Origin of the sequence: Coprococcus sp. RTP21204st1_G4_RTP21204_210225, assembly GCF_040915385.1 — a bacterium.
GTDB lineage: Bacteria > Bacillota > Clostridia > Lachnospirales > Lachnospiraceae > Allocoprococcus > Allocoprococcus comes.
In genome coordinates, this window is record NZ_JBCPDP010000005.1 from 214,929 (window position 1) to 233,945 (window position 19,017).

Consider the following 19,017-nt stretch of genomic DNA (forward strand, 5'->3'; position numbering starts at 1 on the left):
TTACGCAAGTTATCCACAAATGAAAGTAATCGAAAAAGAGTACGCTTTACCAGTCTGCTCTGACAAGCAGACGGCTCGGCATACTCTCTTCTTAAAATCGGGTTTTAATCTGTATTCAGTTCATAATTTCTTCTTGTGACATCACTTAATCTGCCTTTTTGGTCCTGCAGAACAAAGCTGAAAATCGTACTTCCCGCCGGCATTACGATCGGCCCGGTATACTCCTGCGTCGCAGAATTATTCTCCGGATCCGGATCTGATCCATCCGTCGTGTAATATGCCGTATACTTATCCGGTACAACTACACTGATTGATTGGACATGGTTATACTGCCCGGTCGATGGAGTCACCGCCGGCGCATCTGCAATCGGGAACTCAACTTTATAAGTTTTACTTTCTGTCAGGCTTGGAATTCCTTTCTTATTAACAGAAATTGCTTTCACCGTCGTCTCACCTTCACCGATCTTGATCGGTTCCGTATATTTCGTACTTGAAGTTGTCGGCTCTGAACCGTCTGTCGTATAGTAGATTGCTTTTCCTTTTCCGGTCAGTTCCAGTGCCTGCACTTCATCATATGTCTCTGCCTCATCCAGACTAAACTCCGGTTCATCTGACACATAATCCTTCAGTGCTTCAAGAACCGTATCACTGGTACATGCATTCAGAAGCGGTGATACCTTTTCTTCCTGTTTGGTATCAATATAAAATTCTACCGCTGCACGATAAATTTCTGCATTTCCGGACTGCTTTGCAATCTCATCTGTAAAAACTTCTTCTGCCTGATCCAGATCATCCTTGGCAATATAAACCTTTGAAATCCCTGTATAAGCTTCTGCTTTCTTCGGACTTCCAGAAGCTGCTTTTTCAAATACAGTGAGTGCGTTCTCATATTCGGAAGCTGCCAGAAGCCGGTATCCTTTCTTTACTTTTCCGGTATATGAATTTTGATAAAACAAGAAAATGAGTCCTGCCAGAACAATACACCCCGCCAGTAGCATAAGCAGCATTTTCCGGCGTTTTTTTCTGGCGCGCTCTTTTCTCTTTTCTGCCCGCATACGCCGCAATCTGCGTTCTTCTTCATACGCTCTTCTCGTCTGTTCCCGCGCATCTTCTCTTTGACCCACACGTCCGGTAGCCGGTCTGACATCACTGCGTCTGACCACCGCATCTCTTCCACGCCTGGTCACAGTTTCCTGCTGGCGGCGACCAACACTTCCCGAATTTCCCACGCACCTGGTCTCTCCTCCAACACTTTCCCGTCTTTCATATACCGGATTTGCCGCACCAGAATAGCTGACATCTTGCTTTTCCTGCTCACCCAGATGAACCGACATTGTCTGTGTAATGCCTCCTTTTAACTGAGCAGTCAGCATATCATCAAGTGGGTTATAATCAGGCACGATCTGTATTTCCCTGCCGCAGCTAGGACAGATCAACTGATCTTCAGGCAAATCTGCTCCACAGTGCATACATTTCATTGTCTTTCGTCTCCTTCTGGTATCATACTTCTTTTAGAACAATCCGGTAATTTTACCGTCTTCTACATCAATTCCATTTGCTGCAGGTACTTTCGGAAGACCCGGCATGGTCATGATTGCTCCGGTAAGAGCAACAACAAATCCTGCTCCTGCATTTACATAGACTTCACGGATATGGATATCAAAGTTCTCCGGACGTCCAAGAAGCTTCGCATCATCGGACAGAGAATACTGGTTCTTTGCCATACATACCGGGAACTTGCCAAAGCCCATTGATTCAATTCGTGCAAGCTGTTTCTTTGCAGCAGGTTCATATACAACACTCTTTGCCCCGTAAATCTCTTTGCAGATTGTCTCGATCTTCTCTGCAATTGATAACTCATCACTGTAAATCGGATGATAATGGCTTTCTTTTGTCTCCAGAGTCTGTAATACTTTCTCTGCCAGCTCTTTTCCGCCGTCTCCGCCTTTACCCCATACTTCTGCAAGGGCAAATTCGCAGCCTCTGTCTTCGCAGAACTTACGGATAAATTCGTATTCTGCTTCAGTATCACTGACAAATGAATTCAAGGTAACCACAACCGGAACGCCGAATTTCTGCAGATTCTCAATATGCTTTTCAAGATTTACAATTCCTTTTGCAAGAGCATCCAGATTTTCTTCGTTCAGTTCGTCTTTTGGCACGCCACCATTGTATTTTAATGCACGTACCGTTGCAACCAGAACTACAGCGTCCGGTTTCAGTCCCGCCATACGGCACTTGATATCCATAAACTTCTCTGCACCCAGATCCGCACCGAATCCCGCTTCTGTGATCGTGATATCACTCAGCTTAAGTGCCATCTTGGTTGCACGTACACTGTTGCAGCCATGTGCAATATTTGCGAACGGGCCACCGTGTACCAATGCCGGTGTATGTTCCAGAGTCTGGATAATATTCGGCTTGATCGCATCCTTTAACAGTGCTGTCATTGCACCGGTTGCATGAAGCTGGTCAGCTGTAACCGGTTCTCCGGAAAATGTATAGGCAACAATGATTCTGCCAAGACGTTTTTTCAGATCTTCCAGATCGTCTGCCAGACATAAAATTGCCATAATTTCGGACGCAACCGTGATCACAAAATGATCCTCTCTTACCATTCCGTCCATTTTATTTCCAAGACCAACTACTACATTACGCAGTACACGGTCATTCATATCTACACACCGTTTCCACACAACCTGTCTCGGATCGATTCCAAGAGCATTTCCCTGCTGGATATGGTTGTCAAGAAGAGCTGCAAGCAGGTTATTTGCCGATGTGATTGCATGAAAATCTCCGGTAAAATGAAGATTCAGATCTTCCATCGGTACAACCTGTGCATAACCGCCACCGGCAGCACCGCCTTTAATTCCAAAGCAAGGTCCGAGCGATGGCTCGCGCAGAGCGATCAGAGCTTTTTTACCGAGCTTTGCCATTGCCTCTCCAAGTCCAACGGTAATCGTCGTCTTCCCCTCTCCCGCCGGAGTCGGATTGATTGCAGTAACAAGTACCAGCTTTCCATCTGGTCTGTCTTTTACTCTTTCCATCAGTTCATCCGATAATTTTGCCTTATACTTGCCGTAAAACTCAAGGTCTTCCTCTTCAATTCCAACCTTTGCTGCAACCTCGCGAATATGGAGCATCTCTGCCTCCTGTGCGATCTGAATGTCTGTCTTCATAATTATATCCTCCCTTTTTTCTTCTGCGTTTCTTAAACTGATTCTTCTATGTATTGCTCAAACTGTTCCATAGACATCAGTACTTTTCTTGGTTTGGTACCTTCTTCTTCTCCTACGACTCCCGCCTCGGCAAGCTGATCCATAATCCGCGCCGCACGGTTAAACCCGATTTTAAACACCCGTTGGAGCATTCCGATCGATGCTTTGTCTTTTTCAATGATAAACTTTCCTGCATCTACAAAGTAGACATCTTTGTCGTCCTCGGAAGATGCTCCTCCCGCAGATACATTCTGATTACTATTCACCTGCTTCTGGATCTCTTCACTGTAGGCTGCGCCTCCGCTGTTCTCTTTTAGGAAATCAACCACTGCCTGGACTTCTTTATCAGAAACAAAAGCCCCCTGAACACGTACCGGCTTCTGATAGCCAGCCGGATAGAACAACATATCGCCTTTTCCAAGCAGCTTCTCCGCGCCATTCATATCAATGATGGTACGGGAATCCACACCGGATGATACAGAAAATGCTATTCTTGATGGCATATTCGCCTTAATCAGACCAGTAATGACATTAACCGATGGTCTCTGCGTTGCAAGAACCAGATGAAGTCCTGCCGCACGCGCAAGCTGTGCCAGACGGCAGATTGCCTCTTCTACTTCTCCAGGTGCAACCATCATCAGGTCTGCAAGTTCGTCTACGATGATTACAATCTGTGGAAGTTTCTGTGCTTTATTCGGATCATCAATATCTTTAATGTTCTCGACTTTATCATTGTAACCTTTCAGATCACGGACATTATACTCGGCAAAAAGCTGATAACGTCTGTTCATTTCCGCAACCGCCCAGTTCAAAGCTCCTGCTGCCTTCTTCGGATCCGTTACAACCGGGATCATCAGATGTGGAATTCCATTATATACACTTAATTCCACCACCTTTGGATCTACCATGATCAGTTTCACATCCTCCGGTTTTGCTTTGTAGATAATACTCATAATGATCGTATTGATACAGACAGATTTACCGGATCCGGTAGCTCCTGCGACAAGCAGATGCGGCATCTTTGCGATATCTGATACCACCACTTTACCTGAAATGTCACGACCTGTCGCAAATGCGATCCGTGATCTACTTTTCTTAAATTCATCTGATTCCAGAAGATCACGCAGCATAACTGCAGTATTTTCCTTATTCGGAACTTCAATGCCGACCGCTGCTTTTCCCGGGATCGGTGCCTCAATACGGATATCAGCCGCCGCCAGGTTCAGCTTGATGTCGTCCGCAAGTCCTACGATCTTGCTGACTTTCACCCCCATCTCAGGCTGTAACTCATAGCGTGTGACAGAAGGTCCGCAGCTGATATTAGTGATTGTAACATTCACACCGAAGGTTTGAAGTGTCTTCTGGAGCTTTGCTGCTGTCTCCCGCAGATGCGCATCCGAATCTCCGGAGGTTTTACTTCCATGCTTCAACAGACTAAGAGGTGGAAAGCGGTATTCCCTGACCGGTTTCTCACTTCTTGCAATCGTATCTGCAACAGCAGCCACCTCTTTTGGGATATCTGCCTTAACTTTTGAATTTCCGGAGACCTGTCTTATTATTCCGTCTTCTGTCTGCCCCGCTGATAAATTTTCTTCAGCCACATCTGTCTGTATATCTTTACCGGACTCCGTCTTTTTTTCTGCTTCCTGCATCGCTCCTTTTAAGAACTTCGGGAGTTTTTCTTTCACCGGCTCAAGGGGAACCGGTTCCGGATCCGGGATCAGCTCTGTAGCGGAAAGGGGCATCGCACGATTGATCACTACATCATCTAGTGCAATTTTCCCAGTCTGTTCCATAATGTGCTTTGCAGCCGCTTCTTCTGCACCGGCAAGCACGCTGCTCATATCCTTCCGGCTGCGTCTGGTAGCTTTCTTTTCTGTGCTTTCCTTTGCTTCTTTTCCGGCTTTTTCTTCTGCTTTTTCTGCCTCGTTCTCTTTTCCTCCAACTGTCGAATTAAAGGAAACGCCGCTTACCTGATAATCAACACGCATAGCTTCCCGCCTTGCCCTGCGTTCCTCAGCCTCTTCTTTACGCTTCTGCATGTCCTCTCTGGCACGGTCATACGCTTTTTCCCCGCCGATCTTCATTCCTTTTAGAATAGACTTTTCTGTGATAAGGACTACACAGATCACCATTAAAATGATCACGACAACATATGTACCCACTTTACCGATTGCCGGCACCAGTCTGACCGCAATTGCCTTTCCGACAGATCCGCCTTTTTCATCGATCAGTTCAAAGAGCACACAGCACTGAACCAGTAATACAACGCCTGCAACAGTCTTAATATATGCGATCCTGTTTCCTTTATTGGAAACCACAAACGCGACTCCACAAAATAAAAGCAGTGGAAATACATACGCCATCCAACCCATCATTCCCTGCTGCAGTGCTGCAATCTTTCTTCCAAATGCACCTGCAAGTCCGAAATTGCTGATTGTGAGCAGAATCCCTACCGCAAGTGTCACCCAGATCAGAATCTCCGTTGCAAGAAATGATTCTTCCTGCGGCACAGCTTTTGATGTGGTATTCTTTCTGGTTGTCTTCGCAGATTTTGCAGACTTTGCACTTGTCTTCTTCGTAGGCTGCCGCTTTTTCGCCGTGCTCTGCTTTGCATTTTTCTTTGTTCCGGTTGTCTTTGAAGCCATCAAACTTCCCCCTTGTATTTATACTCTTTATCTTGTAATCAAATGACCGATTCCTTCTCCTCTCTCCCCAGATATAGTATCCGGAATCAGTCATCAAAAGTGTATACTTGTACATACTATTTTATTATAGCATCCTCTTCGCCTTATGTCATCTCATAATTTTTATCAGTATTTTCCATTTTTTCATCAATCATTTCATGCAATTTATTTAATGCATCTCTTATTCCGCCAACTTCATCAATGAGTCCTTCCTCCACTGCACGTTTCCCTTCCAGCATTGTCCCCACATCTTTGACAAGCTGTGTGGAATCCAGCATCAGTTCTTCAATCCGCTCCTGTGACATTCCGGAATGCTCTGCAAGGAATCCGGTGATCCGGTCCTGCGTCTTTTCAATATTCCGCAGGCTTTGTGCCACACCGATGAACATTCCGCTTGTCCGCACCGGGTGAATGATCATCGTCCCACTTGGAACAATAAAAGAATAATCTGCCGACACAGCAAGAGGGCCACCGATAGAATGACACCCTCCAAGTACCAGAGATACTGTCGGTTTGCTTAAGGACGCGATCATTTCCGCAATCGCAAGTCCCGCCTCCACATCTCCGCCCAGTGTATTTAAGAGAATCAGCACACCATCAGTCTGAACACTGTTCTCAATCTGTGCCAGCTTTGGAAGCAGGTGCTCATACTTGGTTGCCTTTGTACTGCCGGAAACCGTCTCATGCCCTTCTACTTCGCCGATGATCGTGAGTAGCTCGATCTGATGATTCCGACGTCGGTCAAGCGAAAGCATTCCCATTTCTTTAACATGTTCATCTTCTTCCTTTGTGGTTTCCGGCTCTGTCTCTCTGACTGCCTTTTCTTTATTTTCCATATTTTCTACAGTCTGTTCCCTGCTCTTTTTCTTGCGTATCTGGTATTCTTTTACATCCGTTTCTTCCTGTATCTTCATTGCCGCATTCCTCCGTTCTTTTTAGCTTAGTATGGACAATGCTTATGAAAATATGCAGGATTTTCGCCACAGAAATGAATCGCAGATTCTTGTACCGACACAAATCTGTACCTGATTCACTGTATATGCAAAAGAGAATGCGACTCGGCACATTCTCTTTGATTTAAACATTATGAAAATAAATATTTCCTGCGCAGGCTATATACCATATCCGTATAAATCTTGCGGCATGCCTCCAGATTATCGGATTCGATCATGGAAACACATGGGTGAAGATAACGGCTCCAGATATCTACATATACATCTTCTGAATTTTCCATCCGGTTGATCCGGTTTACGATTGTCGGAGCAATATCGTAATACTCGGCAACAATTTCTTCGCCGCCTTTCTGATTCACCAGATATTCATCTCTGTATCTTCTCATCAGATTCAGTTCGTAACAGTCATCCGGTTTGCCAAGACTTGCACATACGGCTGTAGTAATATAGCAGAGACGTGATTTGAAGCCTCCCTGGATCTGCTCGAATTCCGATTTACTGATCTTTAGTTCCAGATCATGATCATTCCAGCGTTCGATCATGCAGTCTACAATCTCTTCACAAGCATCCATTCTGCCATAACGGAACATCGGGATCACATACGTAACCATGCCCAGATTATATTTCATAAGTACATTTTCTTTTTTTCTTTTTGAACTTTCCTGATCCAGTACTTCCCGCATTCTATCCGGCAGAACAGCAGCAATCTCTTCAATCTCTTCCTGTCTGTCTTCCGAATTCTCGCATTCCTGTGCAATCTCAGTAAAAAGCGACTTATACTTCTCGTATGCATTTTTAAACGAATCCGCATAAGTCTTTTTATTGAAATCTCCGGAAATCGGAATAATCTGGTCAAACAGGTCATTCAGTCCATTCTGTATACTCTGATTCATTCAGGTTCCTCCCGGAATCGATCCTATGCTTCTTCCCAGTTATGATATACTTCCTGTACATCATCATCATCTTCAAGAAGATCAAGTGTCTTCTGAATGTTCTTGATATCTTCTTCGTTGTCCAAAGTTACCCATGTCTGTGGAATCATTGTAACTTCTGCGCTTGCCATCGGAATACCCGCTTCTTCCAGAGCAAGACGAACCTCACTGAAATCATTCGGATCTGTAAGAATTTCAAAGCTGTCCTCTTCTTCCGAAAAATCTTCTGCTCCTGCATCCAGTGCCTGCATCATCAGATCATCTGCATCCAGTTCACATTCTTCTTTATCGACAATGATCTGTCCTTTCTGATCAAACATGAAAGAAACACATCCACTGGTTCCGATATTTCCTTTTCCCTTTGTGAAAGCGCTTCTTACATTAGAAGCAGTACGGTTACGGTTATCAGTAAGTGCATCAACGATGATTGCAGTTCCGTTCGGTCCGTATCCTTCGTATACGATGTGTTCGTAGTTGTTAGCATCTCCGTCTCCGGCTGCTTTTTTGATACTTCTGTCAATATTGTCATTTGGCATATTATTTGCTTTTGCCTTTGCAATCGCATCACGGAGTCTGCTGTTGTTAGCCGGATCAGCTCCGCCTCCTTCTTTGACTGCTACAGCGATTTCACGACCGATCTTCGTGAATACTTTTCCTTTTGCTGCGTCGTTTTTTTCTTTTTTATGCTTGATATTCGCAAATTTTGAATGTCCTGACATTACTTTTTACCTCTCTTCAGTATTTTTACTATTCTCAATTGTACTATTTTATCACTTTTTTGTCCTACTGACAAGGACTTTGCGTATTGTATTATTATCAACTGACAATACATGGAACAGATAGCCTCCGAATTCCACCTGACATTCTTCATCTTCCGAAGGAATTCTGTCCAGGCAGTCGATCAGATAACCATTGATCGTATCGTAATCTTCTTCGTTGAAACTGATTCCCAGAAGCTCTTCCAGATCCTCCAGCTGTGTCATACCATCCACGATATATGTACCATCTGCCTGTTTGATGATCAGCTCTTCTTCCTCATCATACTCATCCTGGATATTTCCAACGATTTCTTCTACAATATCTTCCATCGTAACGATCCCTGATGTCTGTCCATACTCATCCAGCACGATCACCATATGGCTCTTGTCCTGCTGCATCTGTTGAAACAGTTTGTCAATCGCCTTTGTTTCCGGGATAAATCCTGCCGGACGGATGGCATCCTTCAGATCATGCACCGGTTTTTTCCTTGCCGGACCGTCCAGGTAGCTCTGCATCGCATCCCGGATATGAAGAATCCCCACAATGTTGTCAATATCTTCTTCATAAACCGGGAATCTGGATTTGTTCTCCTCCAGCATAAAGGTAAGTGCTTTTTCCAGAGATTCCTCTCCATCCAGTGCTACGATATTTTTCCGGTGCGTCATGATATCTTTTGCATCCGAATCCATATATTCAAAAATGTTGGTGATCATCTTCATCTCACGTCTTGTCAGAACACCTTTTTCATAGCCTTCCAGTACTTTTTCAATGATTTCTTCTGCAATTTTCTCTTTATCTTCATTGTCAGAAAATACATTTTTCATTTTCTGAAGTAAATTACCTTCCGTTTCCATTGCTTTCCATACTTCTCCTCTTTTATGTATGAAGCATCAGGCTGACGCACAGCGCTTCATCGACTTTTCTCATAAGCTCTTTGTCTACCCGGCACACGTAATCCTTCAGTCTCTGTTTATCGATCGTCCGAATCTGCTCCAGAAGGACAACAGAATCCTTGACGATTCTGTACCTTTTTGCATCGATTTCCACATGTGTCGGCAGCTTCGCTTTATTCATCCTTGAAGTGATCGCGGCACAGATAACGGTCGGACTGTGCCGGTTCCCGACATCATTCTGGATGACAAGAACCGGACGCACACCGCCCTGCTCCGAACCGACTACCGGACTTAAATCCGCATAATAAATATCTCCACGCCTGATCTGCACTTCTTTCACACTCCGCTTATCAAGATACTTTCATTATTGCCAGCTTTCTCCTGCTGTATTCATATCTCTTTCGAAGTGCATCCCCGCATTTTAGAAATAATCGACCTGCTCTACAACTTTTCCGTCACGCAGATATTCCCTCGGAACACGTTTATTGATATCACAGATAAATTCATAGTTAAATCTACCGCTCAGGTTGGCAAGTTCATCTATTGAAAGATAAGCATCCCCATCGTGGCCGACCAGTGTTGCCCTGTCACCAAATTTCACATCCGGAATTCCGGTCACATCTACCATAAACTGATCCATACAGACTCTGCCAAGGATCGGCGCCTTCTGACCATGGATCAGAACATATCCTTTGTTGGAAAGACTTCTTGGGTATCCGTCTCCATATCCCGTCGGGATCGTGGCGATCTGCATCCTTTTCGGGGCAACAAAGGTGCCTCCGTAGCTGACTTCCGTACCCTTTTCAATCCATTTCACATAAGTCACATGCGCGATCAGCTCCATTGCCGGCCGGAGCGGAACTGCCTCCTTATTGACTTCATCTGACGGATACAGTCCATAGGTAGAAATCCCGGCTCTCTCCAGATTCATTCCAAGCTTTGGCATATCAATGATACTTGCACTGTTTGCACAGTGATAATAAGTAAATTCCATACCTTCTGCTGCAAGATGTTCTTTCATCCACAGAAAAGCACGGATCTGTTCCAGTGTCGTGGTCTTATCCGTCTCATCTGCCTTTGAAAAATGGGTAAACATTCCTTCGCAATCCGTATAAACAAGTCTGCCGATCTTAAGGATCTCCTCTACACTTTCTTTCGCTACCGGAAAGCCAAGTCTTGACATTCCTGTATCGATCTTAATGTGCAGATATGCCTTCTTCCCCATACGGTATGCGGTCTCATCCGCAAGCTTCGCAAGCTCATAGCTGTAGGTTGTCATGCGGATCTCATGACGGATCATCTCTTCCATCTGGTCCGGGAAAATACATCCCAGGCAAAGAATCGGCTTCTGAATGCCGGCTTTTCTGAGTACAACACCTTCATCCAGAGTTGCGACCGCATAGCCCCAGACATAGTCCACATCTTCCAGCATTCTTGAAATCGGCACCGCTCCATGACCATAACCATCTGTCTTGATGACCACGACCATCTTGGTTCCTTTTTCTATATTTGCATGCATCATTTCCATGTTATACATCACCGCATCCAGATCGATCACCGCACGCAGTCTGCTGTATTTCTTCATTCTGTCATATCCTCCAATTCCTTAAGTGTTCTGCCGAGCATTTTCAAGAGATCACCCGCAAGCACACTGTAAGAGCCAAGTTCTTTTCTGGCATGATCTCCGCACAGGCCATGCAGATAAACGCCAAGCACAGCGGCATCATCCGGTCTCATATGCTGTGCCATAAGTCCGGTGATCATTCCTGCAAGCACATCTCCCGATCCGGCCTTTGCCATTGCCGCATTACCGGTGGTATTGATCATAAGCCTTCCCTCTGGCGCTTTCACAAGTGTCCTGCTGTCTTTCAGTACACAGACAGCATGGACTTTTTCTGTATATTTCCTTAATAGCTCTCTTCTGTTGTCTTTTAATTCCTGTACGCTGTATCCGGTCAGTCTGGACATTTCTTTCATATGTGGAGTAAGTACATATCCGGAAGGATTCATCCGAATCTGTTCGATCCCCCACTCATCGGTCTTTGCCAGAAGGTTCAGTCCGTCCGCATCAATAACAGCCGGGGTTTTATTATTTTCAAGCACCTTTTTCAGTAATTCCTCCGAATGCGGTCCCATACCGAGTCCGCATCCAATACAGAGCACATCCGCCCATTCCAGCAAATCCGGAAGTTCTTCAAATGATTCTGTCTCATCCAGAGAATAGGTCGTCATTACCGCCTCCGGTAAAAGTTCCTGTAAGATTGCCCGGTTACTTTCCTCCGTATAAATCCGGACAAGACCTGCTCCCGAAAGATATGCTGCCCTGGCACTTAAATATGCTGCACCAGACATTCCTTTGCTTCCGGTAATCATCAGAACCTTTCCATAAGTCCCTTTATTAGAATCCGGTTTCCTTTGCGGCAGCATTGCCGGCACATCGGATTTTTCAAGTGCCATGCAGATTTCTTCTTCCGCAAAAAACTCCGGTCTGGTAATTCCGATCGGCGCTGTAACAAGCTTTCCTGTATACTCACATCCCGGATATAGGATCTGTCCCATCTTCTGAAACGCAAAGGTCACTGTAAGATCTGCTTTAAATGCCGTTCCAAGCACTTTTCCATCATCCGAACGGATCCCTGAAGGAGTGTCGACTGCCACCTTACAGGCAGTCATCCGATTCATCTGATCAATCACCTCTGCGTATCTGCCTTTTATTTCACGGGATAGGCCAATACCGAATACGGCATCTATAATAACACTATATTCTTTCTGTGGCAAACTGTTTCCTACAGATATTCCCAGATTTTCCAGAATTTTCATCTGGATTTTTGTTTCTTCACTACGATGGTCATAATTTCCGACCAATACTACATCTGGATGATTTCCTTCTTCTACGAGCATCCTTGCAATTGCGAATCCGTCACCACCGTTATTGCCACTTCCACACACGACCAATGCTTTCGACAAATCTATGTCTTCTGCTTTCATCGCAGCCACACACTGAAGTGCCGCCCGTTCCATCAGGACAAGGGACGGGACCTGCATCTTCTGTATCATTCTCTGATCCGATCTTCTCATCTGATCTGCTGTCAGTATTTCTTTCATATCCGGTCTCCCATACATTTAATTTTCAAAAAGGTGCAGGAAAAAATTTTCCTGCACCTCTGCCTTCTGGTCTGCTTTGCCTACTTTCCTTCATGTTCTTCATTGTATCTGGTGATATTATAAGATAATCTCATCAGACTTTCAGACAAATGAACATTCTCAACAATAATATTATCCGGCAGATTCAGATCTGTATGCGCAAAATTCCAGATAGCCTTAACTCCATTATCTACCAGGAGATTGGCAACCTCTACTGCTTTTGTCTTCGGAATCGTAAGAACCCCGATCTCAATATCGTTTTCTTTCACAAAATCCTTCAATTCATCCATCATACGGATCTCAACTCCACGGATCGTCAATCCGGCAAGCCTTGGGTTTACGTCAAACAGCCCTTTTAAAACAAATCCCCGATTTTCAAATGCTGCATAGTTCGCCAGTGCCTGTCCAAGATTTCCTGCTCCAATGATAACGAATTTATGTTTCTCGTTCAGTCCAAGGATCTTACCTATCTCTGTATAAAGATACTTTACATTATAGCCATATCCCTGCTGTCCAAATCCACCAAAATTATTCAGATCCTGACGGATCTGTGAAGCAGTTACTTTCATTCTTTTACTTAATTCATTGGATGATATCCGTTCGACTCCGCTCTCCAGTAGTTCCCCTAAATAACGATAATACCGCGGAAGTCTCCTTATTACTGCCTGAGATATTTCTCTTGATGCCACTTTCACTTCCACCTTCCTATTTTTTGACTCATTATTTTTAATTATATAAGAATCTAGTGAAAAAGTCAAATTTTATAGTTGTTTTTTGTCGTATTTCAGCTATAATTATGTTACTGTGAGCAGTAACATAATTGCCACTTTAACAGGAGGATATAAAAATGATACTGGCATGTCATAATCTGTCAAAAAGTTTTGGGGATCAGGTCATCGTAAAAGACGGATCCTTTCATATAGAGAACCATGAAAAAGCTGCTCTTGTAGGTCTTAACGGAGCCGGCAAATCCACGATCCTCAAGATGATCGTAGGACAGCTTTCTCCCGATGCAGGGACGGTTGTTCTTACCAAAGGCAAAACTCTCGGCTACCTTGCACAGCATCAGGAGATGGAAAGCGGCAATACCATTTATGAAGAAGTCCGCACGGCAAAAGCCGAAGTCATTGAGATGGAAAAGCAGATCCGTACAATCGAGATAGAGCTTCCGTCTCTTTCCGGAGATGCTCTTGAAGCACGTCTTGCCACTTATCAGAGACTGACTTCTGCATTTGAGCACGCAGACGGTTACGCTTATAAAAGTGAGCTTACCGGCGTTCTAAAAGGTCTCGGATTTACAGAAGAAGAATTTACTAAACCCGTAGATTCTTTATCCGGTGGTCAGAAGACCCGTGTATCTCTTGGCAAACTCCTTCTTACCAAGCCTGACGTCCTGCTTCTGGATGAACCAACAAACCACCTGGATATGAACTCCATCGCATGGCTGGAAACCTATCTTCTGAATTATCCGGGTGCTGTTCTTATCGTATCCCACGACCGCTATTTCCTGAACCGTGTGGTTACAAAGGTGATTGAAGTCGAGCAGGGACAGCTTCATACTTATATGGGCAATTATTCTGATTTTGCTGTCAAAAAAGAACAGCTCAGAGAAGCCAGATTAAAAGAATACTTGAATCAGCAGCGTGAGATCAAACATCAAGAAGCCGTGATTGAAAAGCTCCGTTCATTTAACCGTGAGAAATCCATCAAGCGTGCCGAAAGTCGGGAAAAAATGTTGGACAAGATGACGCTTGTAGACAAACCGATGGAGATCAACACTGACATCCATCTGAAGCTGGAGCCTTCCCGTGTCAGTGGCAATGATGTCCTTTCTGTCAAAGGATTAAGCAAAGCCTTTCCGCCACAGACACTTTTCACCGATATCAGTTTCGAGATCAAGCGTGGGGAACATATAGCCATCATTGGCGACAACGGAACCGGAAAAACTACGCTTCTCAAGATTCTGAACAATGTGATCCAGGCAGACAGCGGTTCCTTTACACTGGGTGCCAATGTGGAGATTGGTTACTACGATCAGGAACACCACGTCCTTCATATGGATAAGACGATCTTTGAAGAAATTTCCGATGATTATCCGACACTTACCAACACACAGATCCGGAACATGCTTGCGGCTTTTCTTTTTACCGGAGATGATGTTTTCAAGCTGATCGGTGATTTAAGTGGTGGTGAAAGGGGACGTGTATCTCTGGCAAAGCTGATGCTCTCCAATGCAAATTTTCTGATCCTCGATGAGCCAACCAATCATCTGGACATCACTTCCAAGGAAATTCTTGAGCGGGCTCTGAACGATTATACCGGTACGATACTTTATGTATCCCACGACCGTTATTTCATCAACCAGACTGCCACCCGTATTCTGGAACTGACCGGCAATACCTTTGTAAATTATATCGGCAACTATGATTATTATCTGGAGAAAAAAGATCTTCTGACCCCGGCTGTTTCCACAGCTGCTTCCGAAGACGCACCGGCGCAGGTTTCCGAATCCAAACTAAGCTGGCAGGAACAGAAAGAAGAACAGGCACGTCTCCGTAAAAGGCAGAACGACCTGAAGAAAACAGAAGAACGTATCGGTGTTCTGGAAACACGTAATGGCAAAATCGATGAACTGATGATGCAGGAAGAAGTCTATACGAATTCTGTTAAATGCCAGGAACTGGCAAAAGAAAAAGCAGCAAACGAAGCAGAACTCGAAGAACTCTATGAAAAATGGGAAGAACTGGCTGAATAAGCCAGTTCTTCCCATTTTCCTGTCAGAGATACGCCCTTCATGCATTCCCTGCTCTTTTTATAATCTTTCTGCAATCGCTTTAATAAACCCTTCACTGTTCAGTACATGTACCTCCGGAAGAGTTGTGATCATTGCCAGATCCTTTGTCATATAACCCTCTTCAATCGTATCAATCGTTGCTTTTTCCAAACGGTCTGCAAAATCCATCAGTTCCTGGTTCCCATCCAGTTCTCCTCTCTTGCGCAAAGCTCCTGTCCATGCAAAAATTGTTGCAACAGAGTTTGTTGAAGTCTCTTCCCCTTTCAGGTGTTTATAATAATGACGCTGTACTGTTCCATGTGCAGCTTCATATTCATAAAAGCCTTCCGGTGATACCAGTACAGATGTCATCATGGCAAGTGAACCAAATGCTGAGGAAACCATATCACTCATCACATCCCCGTCATAATTCTTACATGCCCAGATATAACCACCCTCTGACTTCATTACACGGGCTACCGCATCATCGATCAGTGTGTAGAAATATTCAATTCCCGCTTCATCAAAAAGGTTCTTATACTCCGCATCAAAGATCTCCTGGAAGATATCTTTGAAAGTATGGTCATATTTTTTGGAAATGGTATCTTTTGTTGCAAACCAAAGATCCTGCTTTGTATCCAGTGCATAACTAAAACAGCTTCTTGCAAAACTTTCAATCGATGCATTGATATTGTGCATTCCCTGGATAATACCTGCTCCATCGAAATTATGGATCAGCTCTCTTGTCTCTGTTCCGTCAGGTGCCGTGTAGACCAGCTCTGCCTTTCCAGGTCCCGGAATCTTCATCTCGGTTCCTTTATATACATCCCCATAAGCATGACGGGCAATCGTGATCGGCTTCTTCCAGTTCTTTACACATGGTTCAATTCCTTTTACCACGATTGGAGCACGAAATACCGTTCCATCCAGAATCGCACGGATTGTTCCGTTCGGACTCTTCCACATCTCTTTGAGTTCATATTCTTTTACTCTTGCCGCATTCGGTGTAATGGTCGCACATTTGACTGCTACTTTGTACTTCTTTGTCGCATTAGCCGAATCAACTGTAACTTGGTCATCTGTCTCATTGCGGTGTTCCAATCCAAGATCATAATAATCTGTCTTAAGATCGATATACGGCAGAAGAAGATCATCTTTTATCATCCTCCAGAGAATTCTGGTCATCTCATCTCCGTCCATCTCAACAATCGGTGTCGTCATCTGAATTTTACTCATAACTTCGTCTCCTTTTTGGCTATTTTTCTTCGATATGCAGGTTCTCCATAACATGCATAATATGGATCGTTGCCAGATTGCCGGCTTTTTCCGCATCCTTCGCCTTGATGGCATTCAGGATCTCGTTATGCTCACCAATCGACTTGATCGCACGCTCTTCTGTCTTAACGGAAGTCCTTCTTGCAAGCTGTACATATTTGTGAAAATCTGAAAGCACATGATCCAGAATCCTGCTCTGTGATGCCTCATACAGAATCTGATGGAATCTTCCATCCAGCTCTGTCAGCTGATCGGAATGTCCTTTATCCATATGATACTCGGATAAAAGAATGATCTCATCCAGTTCTTCCAGCTGCTCCTGTGTAATATGTTCTGTTGCCCAACGGACGCATAATCCTTCCAGCATGGAACGAATCATATAAATATCATGTACATCCTTATCGGAAATACCGGTAACATAAGCTCCTTTATTTGGGATGATGTTCACCAGTCCCTCCAGTTCCAGCTGTCTAAGTGCCTCTCTTACCGGTGTACGGCTAACTCCAAGTTCCTTCCCCAATGTTGCTTCCCTGAGTTCGTCATTTTCTTCATACTTACCTTTCAGAATGTCATCTCTGATGGTCTGAAAAACCTGACTTCTCAATGAATACTCTTCCATTTTATCTCTCTCCTGAATTTCGTTAGATTGTAATCCCCTTTTCGTCACAGATTCTCTCAATCTCCCGGATTAGTTCCTGATCTGTGAGTACGGTCACACGGCCGGATTCATATTCCGCGTCAACCCACTTCTTCAATTCTACAACTAAAATGGAATTCTTGTCTACCTGTTTCTCATTTTTCAGGTGATAATATGTATTTATCCAGTGTGCAATACCTGCAAGACCGGAAGTATTTGACACAGCAACCAGCGGTGGACGGTTCAGAAACTTGCCGGTATCAAACACATTGTAGATTTCTTCGTTCTTTAACAGTCCGTCTGCATGGATCCCCGCACGGGTTACATTGAAATTCTTTCCGACAAACGGGGTACGCGGCGGAATCTGGTATCCAATCTCTTTTTCATAATATTCTGCCAGTTCAGTAATCACCGTTGTATCCATACCATCCAGCGTTCCGCGAAGCTGCGCATATTCAAAAATCATCGCTTCCAGCGGCGTATTGCCGGTACGTTCACCGATTCCAAACAAGGAACAGTTCACACCACATGCTCCATAAAGCCAGGCCGTTGTTGAATTGTTGACTGCCTTGTAAAAATCATTATGTCCGTGGAATTCGATCAGTTCACTCGGTACACCTGCATGTACTCTGAGTCCGTAAATGATACCCGGAATGGAACGAGGAATCACAGCCCCCGGATAGTTGACTCCGTATCCCATTGTATCACAGACACGGATCTTCACCGGAATCTGATATTCTTCCATCAGATGCATCAGTTCCAGACAGAATGGAATGACAAATCCATAAATATCCGATCTGGTAATATCTTCCAGATGACATCTTGGACTGACACCGGTCTCCAGACATTCACGTATAACTGACAAATAATGTTCCATCGCCTCTCGTCTTGTCATCTTCAGTTTATAAAAAATATGATAATCCGAACAGCTTACCAGAATTCCGGTTTCCTTCATTCCCAGATCTTTTACCAGCTCAAAATCCTTTTTATTTGCACGGATCCAGCTTGTGATCTCCGGGAACTTATAACCTCTTTCCATACATTTATATACGGCATCACGGTCTTTCTTGCTGTATAAGAAAAATTCACTCTGACGAATCTTCCCCTGCGAACCTCCAAGCCTGTGCATATAATCGAAAATGGTTACAATCTGATCCGTTGAATAGGGTGCTCTCGACTGCTGTCCATCCCTGAATGTCGTATCCGTGATCCAGATCTCATCCGGCATACTGTGCGGTACAATACGATCATTAAACGCAATCTTCGGAATCTCATCATAATGAAACAGGTTCCGGAACACATTCGGTGTGTCCACGTCTACCAGCGGGTACATATGCTCCTCAAGTTGCAATAAATTTGTATGCTTATCCAGATAAACCTTTCTATTTTCCATAACCGTCACTCCCTGACCTGTATTTTTGTATTATTGTATACAACTATACCTTCGATGTCAACCCCATTTTCCTCATTTCGTGACTTTAACCCAGTATTTCATTCAATTAAAGTGCTAATTGGTTAAATTTCCATATTTTTCCATCTATATCTCCCGTCTTTAACAAGCACCCAATCACATTTGCAGTCTCTATCCCCTCTCCCTCACTATGAAGCAGTCCTGCCCTTTTAACCAATACCGTTCATTGGCCGGGCGAGAAAAAGAATCTCTTCCAATCCTACTACAATATATTTATGGTTAATATCCCTTACAGCCAGTAAGGAATTATCCATCTTGTTGCTTAAGCTGTATAA

The 19,017-nt window shown here is 44.2% G+C and carries 15 protein-coding genes; 1 reads left to right on the plus strand and 14 read right to left on the minus strand.

What is annotated here, in order from left to right; all coding sequences use genetic code 11:
• Positions 1 to 104 precede the first annotated feature (104 nt).
• From AB5213_RS06925 to AB5213_RS06975, 11 genes are all read right to left on the minus strand, one after another.
• Positions 105 to 1,478, minus strand: a complete 1,374-nt coding sequence (locus tag AB5213_RS06925) for a chitobiase/beta-hexosaminidase C-terminal domain-containing protein (protein WP_173690653.1) — start codon at positions 1,476 to 1,478, stop codon at positions 105 to 107.
• A gap of 33 nt (positions 1,479 to 1,511) precedes the next feature.
• Positions 1,512 to 3,179 (minus strand): formate--tetrahydrofolate ligase, encoded by a 1,668-nt coding sequence (locus tag AB5213_RS06930; protein ID WP_117823884.1) that lies wholly within the window; start codon positions 3,177 to 3,179, stop codon positions 1,512 to 1,514.
• Positions 3,180 to 3,211: 32 nt separating this feature from the next.
• A complete protein-coding gene (locus tag AB5213_RS06935; protein WP_227084772.1) occupies positions 3,212 to 5,866 on the minus strand; it encodes a DNA translocase FtsK in 2,655 nt (884 codons plus the stop codon).
• Positions 5,867 to 6,009: 143 nt separating this feature from the next.
• Positions 6,010 to 6,741 carry a ClpP family protease gene (locus AB5213_RS06940; RefSeq protein WP_055260573.1) on the minus strand — a complete coding sequence of 244 codons (732 nt, stop codon included), beginning with the start codon at positions 6,739 to 6,741 and terminating at the stop codon, positions 6,010 to 6,012.
• A 248-nt stretch (positions 6,742 to 6,989) separates the two neighbouring features.
• A complete protein-coding gene (locus AB5213_RS06945; RefSeq protein ID WP_368276555.1) occupies positions 6,990 to 7,751 on the minus strand; it encodes a CFI-box-CTERM domain-containing protein in 762 nt (253 codons plus the stop codon).
• A 23-nt stretch (positions 7,752 to 7,774) separates the two neighbouring features.
• Positions 7,775 to 8,509 (minus strand): YebC/PmpR family DNA-binding transcriptional regulator, encoded by a 735-nt coding sequence (locus AB5213_RS06950; protein WP_022219892.1) that lies wholly within the window; start codon positions 8,507 to 8,509, stop codon positions 7,775 to 7,777.
• 51 nt (positions 8,510 to 8,560) lie between these two features.
• Positions 8,561 to 9,373, minus strand: a complete 813-nt coding sequence (locus AB5213_RS06955; protein WP_243872203.1) for a hemolysin family protein — start codon at positions 9,371 to 9,373, stop codon at positions 8,561 to 8,563.
• A 52-nt stretch (positions 9,374 to 9,425) separates the two neighbouring features.
• On the minus strand, positions 9,426 to 9,773 hold the full coding sequence (locus AB5213_RS06960; RefSeq protein WP_022219890.1) for a type II toxin-antitoxin system PemK/MazF family toxin: 348 nt from the start codon (positions 9,771 to 9,773) through the stop codon (positions 9,426 to 9,428).
• 90 nt (positions 9,774 to 9,863) lie between these two features.
• A complete protein-coding gene (alr, locus tag AB5213_RS06965) occupies positions 9,864 to 11,027 on the minus strand; it encodes an alanine racemase (protein WP_055156700.1) in 1,164 nt (387 codons plus the stop codon).
• The gene (locus AB5213_RS06970) at positions 11,024 to 12,547 is read right to left on the minus strand and encodes a bifunctional ADP-dependent NAD(P)H-hydrate dehydratase/NAD(P)H-hydrate epimerase (protein WP_022219888.1); all 1,524 of its coding nucleotides are present in this window, start codon (positions 12,545 to 12,547) and stop codon (positions 11,024 to 11,026) included. Before AB5213_RS06970 ends, alr begins: the two co-directional genes overlap by 4 nt.
• 80 nt (positions 12,548 to 12,627) lie before the next feature.
• Entirely contained in the window at positions 12,628 to 13,275 is a 648-nt protein-coding gene (locus AB5213_RS06975; protein ID WP_022219887.1) for a redox-sensing transcriptional repressor Rex, read from the minus strand.
• A gap of 158 nt (positions 13,276 to 13,433) precedes the next feature.
• On the opposite strand from AB5213_RS06975, the gene AB5213_RS06980 reads away from it, so the two are divergent.
• Positions 13,434 to 15,341 carry an ABC-F family ATP-binding cassette domain-containing protein gene (locus AB5213_RS06980; protein WP_022219886.1) on the plus strand — a complete coding sequence of 636 codons (1,908 nt, stop codon included), beginning with the start codon at positions 13,434 to 13,436 and terminating at the stop codon, positions 15,339 to 15,341.
• Positions 15,342 to 15,398: 57 nt separating this feature from the next.
• Here the strand turns inward: AB5213_RS06980 and AB5213_RS06985 are convergent, their stop codons facing one another.
• From AB5213_RS06985 to AB5213_RS06995, 3 genes are read right to left on the minus strand one after another with little or no spacing between them, the layout of a single operon-like run.
• The gene (locus AB5213_RS06985) at positions 15,399 to 16,595 is read right to left on the minus strand and encodes an NADP-dependent isocitrate dehydrogenase (protein WP_055156697.1); all 1,197 of its coding nucleotides are present in this window, start codon (positions 16,593 to 16,595) and stop codon (positions 15,399 to 15,401) included.
• A gap of 19 nt (positions 16,596 to 16,614) precedes the next feature.
• Positions 16,615 to 17,253: a GntR family transcriptional regulator gene (locus AB5213_RS06990; RefSeq protein ID WP_055248874.1), complete on the minus strand. Its 639-nt coding sequence runs from the start codon at positions 17,251 to 17,253 to the stop codon at positions 16,615 to 16,617.
• 22 nt (positions 17,254 to 17,275) lie between these two features.
• Positions 17,276 to 18,664, minus strand: coding sequence for a 2-isopropylmalate synthase (locus AB5213_RS06995; protein WP_055248879.1), 1,389 nt, complete (start codon positions 18,662 to 18,664; stop codon positions 17,276 to 17,278).
• Positions 18,665 to 19,017: the final 353 nt, after the last annotated feature.

Coding starts and splice junctions, on each gene's coding strand:
- AB5213_RS06930 (WP_117823884.1), bottom strand. CDS start 3,179: ATGAAGACAGACATTCAGATCGCACAGGAGGCAGAGATGCTCCATATT.
- AB5213_RS06985 (WP_055156697.1), bottom strand. CDS start 16,595: ATGAGTAAAATTCAGATGACGACACCGATTGTTGAGATGGACGGAGAT.
- AB5213_RS06925 (WP_173690653.1), bottom strand. CDS start 1,478: ATGAAATGTATGCACTGTGGAGCAGATTTGCCTGAAGATCAGTTGATC.
- AB5213_RS06950 (WP_022219892.1), bottom strand. CDS start 8,509: ATGTCAGGACATTCAAAATTTGCGAATATCAAGCATAAAAAAGAAAAA.
- AB5213_RS06955 (WP_243872203.1), bottom strand. CDS start 9,373: ATGAAAAATGTATTTTCTGACAATGAAGATAAAGAGAAAATTGCAGAA.
- AB5213_RS06995 (WP_055248879.1), bottom strand. CDS start 18,664: ATGGAAAATAGAAAGGTTTATCTGGATAAGCATACAAATTTATTGCAA.
- AB5213_RS06945 (WP_368276555.1), bottom strand. CDS start 7,751: ATGAATCAGAGTATACAGAATGGACTGAATGACCTGTTTGACCAGATT.
- AB5213_RS06990 (WP_055248874.1), bottom strand. CDS start 17,253: ATGGAAGAGTATTCATTGAGAAGTCAGGTTTTTCAGACCATCAGAGAT.
- AB5213_RS06980 (WP_022219886.1), top strand. CDS start 13,434: ATGATACTGGCATGTCATAATCTGTCAAAAAGTTTTGGGGATCAGGTC.
- alr (WP_055156700.1), bottom strand. CDS start 11,027: ATGAAGAAATACAGCAGACTGCGTGCGGTGATCGATCTGGATGCGGTG.
- AB5213_RS06940 (WP_055260573.1), bottom strand. CDS start 6,741: ATGGAAAATAAAGAAAAGGCAGTCAGAGAGACAGAGCCGGAAACCACA.
- AB5213_RS06970 (WP_022219888.1), bottom strand. CDS start 12,547: ATGAAAGAAATACTGACAGCAGATCAGATGAGAAGATCGGATCAGAGA.
- AB5213_RS06935 (WP_227084772.1), bottom strand. CDS start 5,866: ATGGCTTCAAAGACAACCGGAACAAAGAAAAATGCAAAGCAGAGCACG.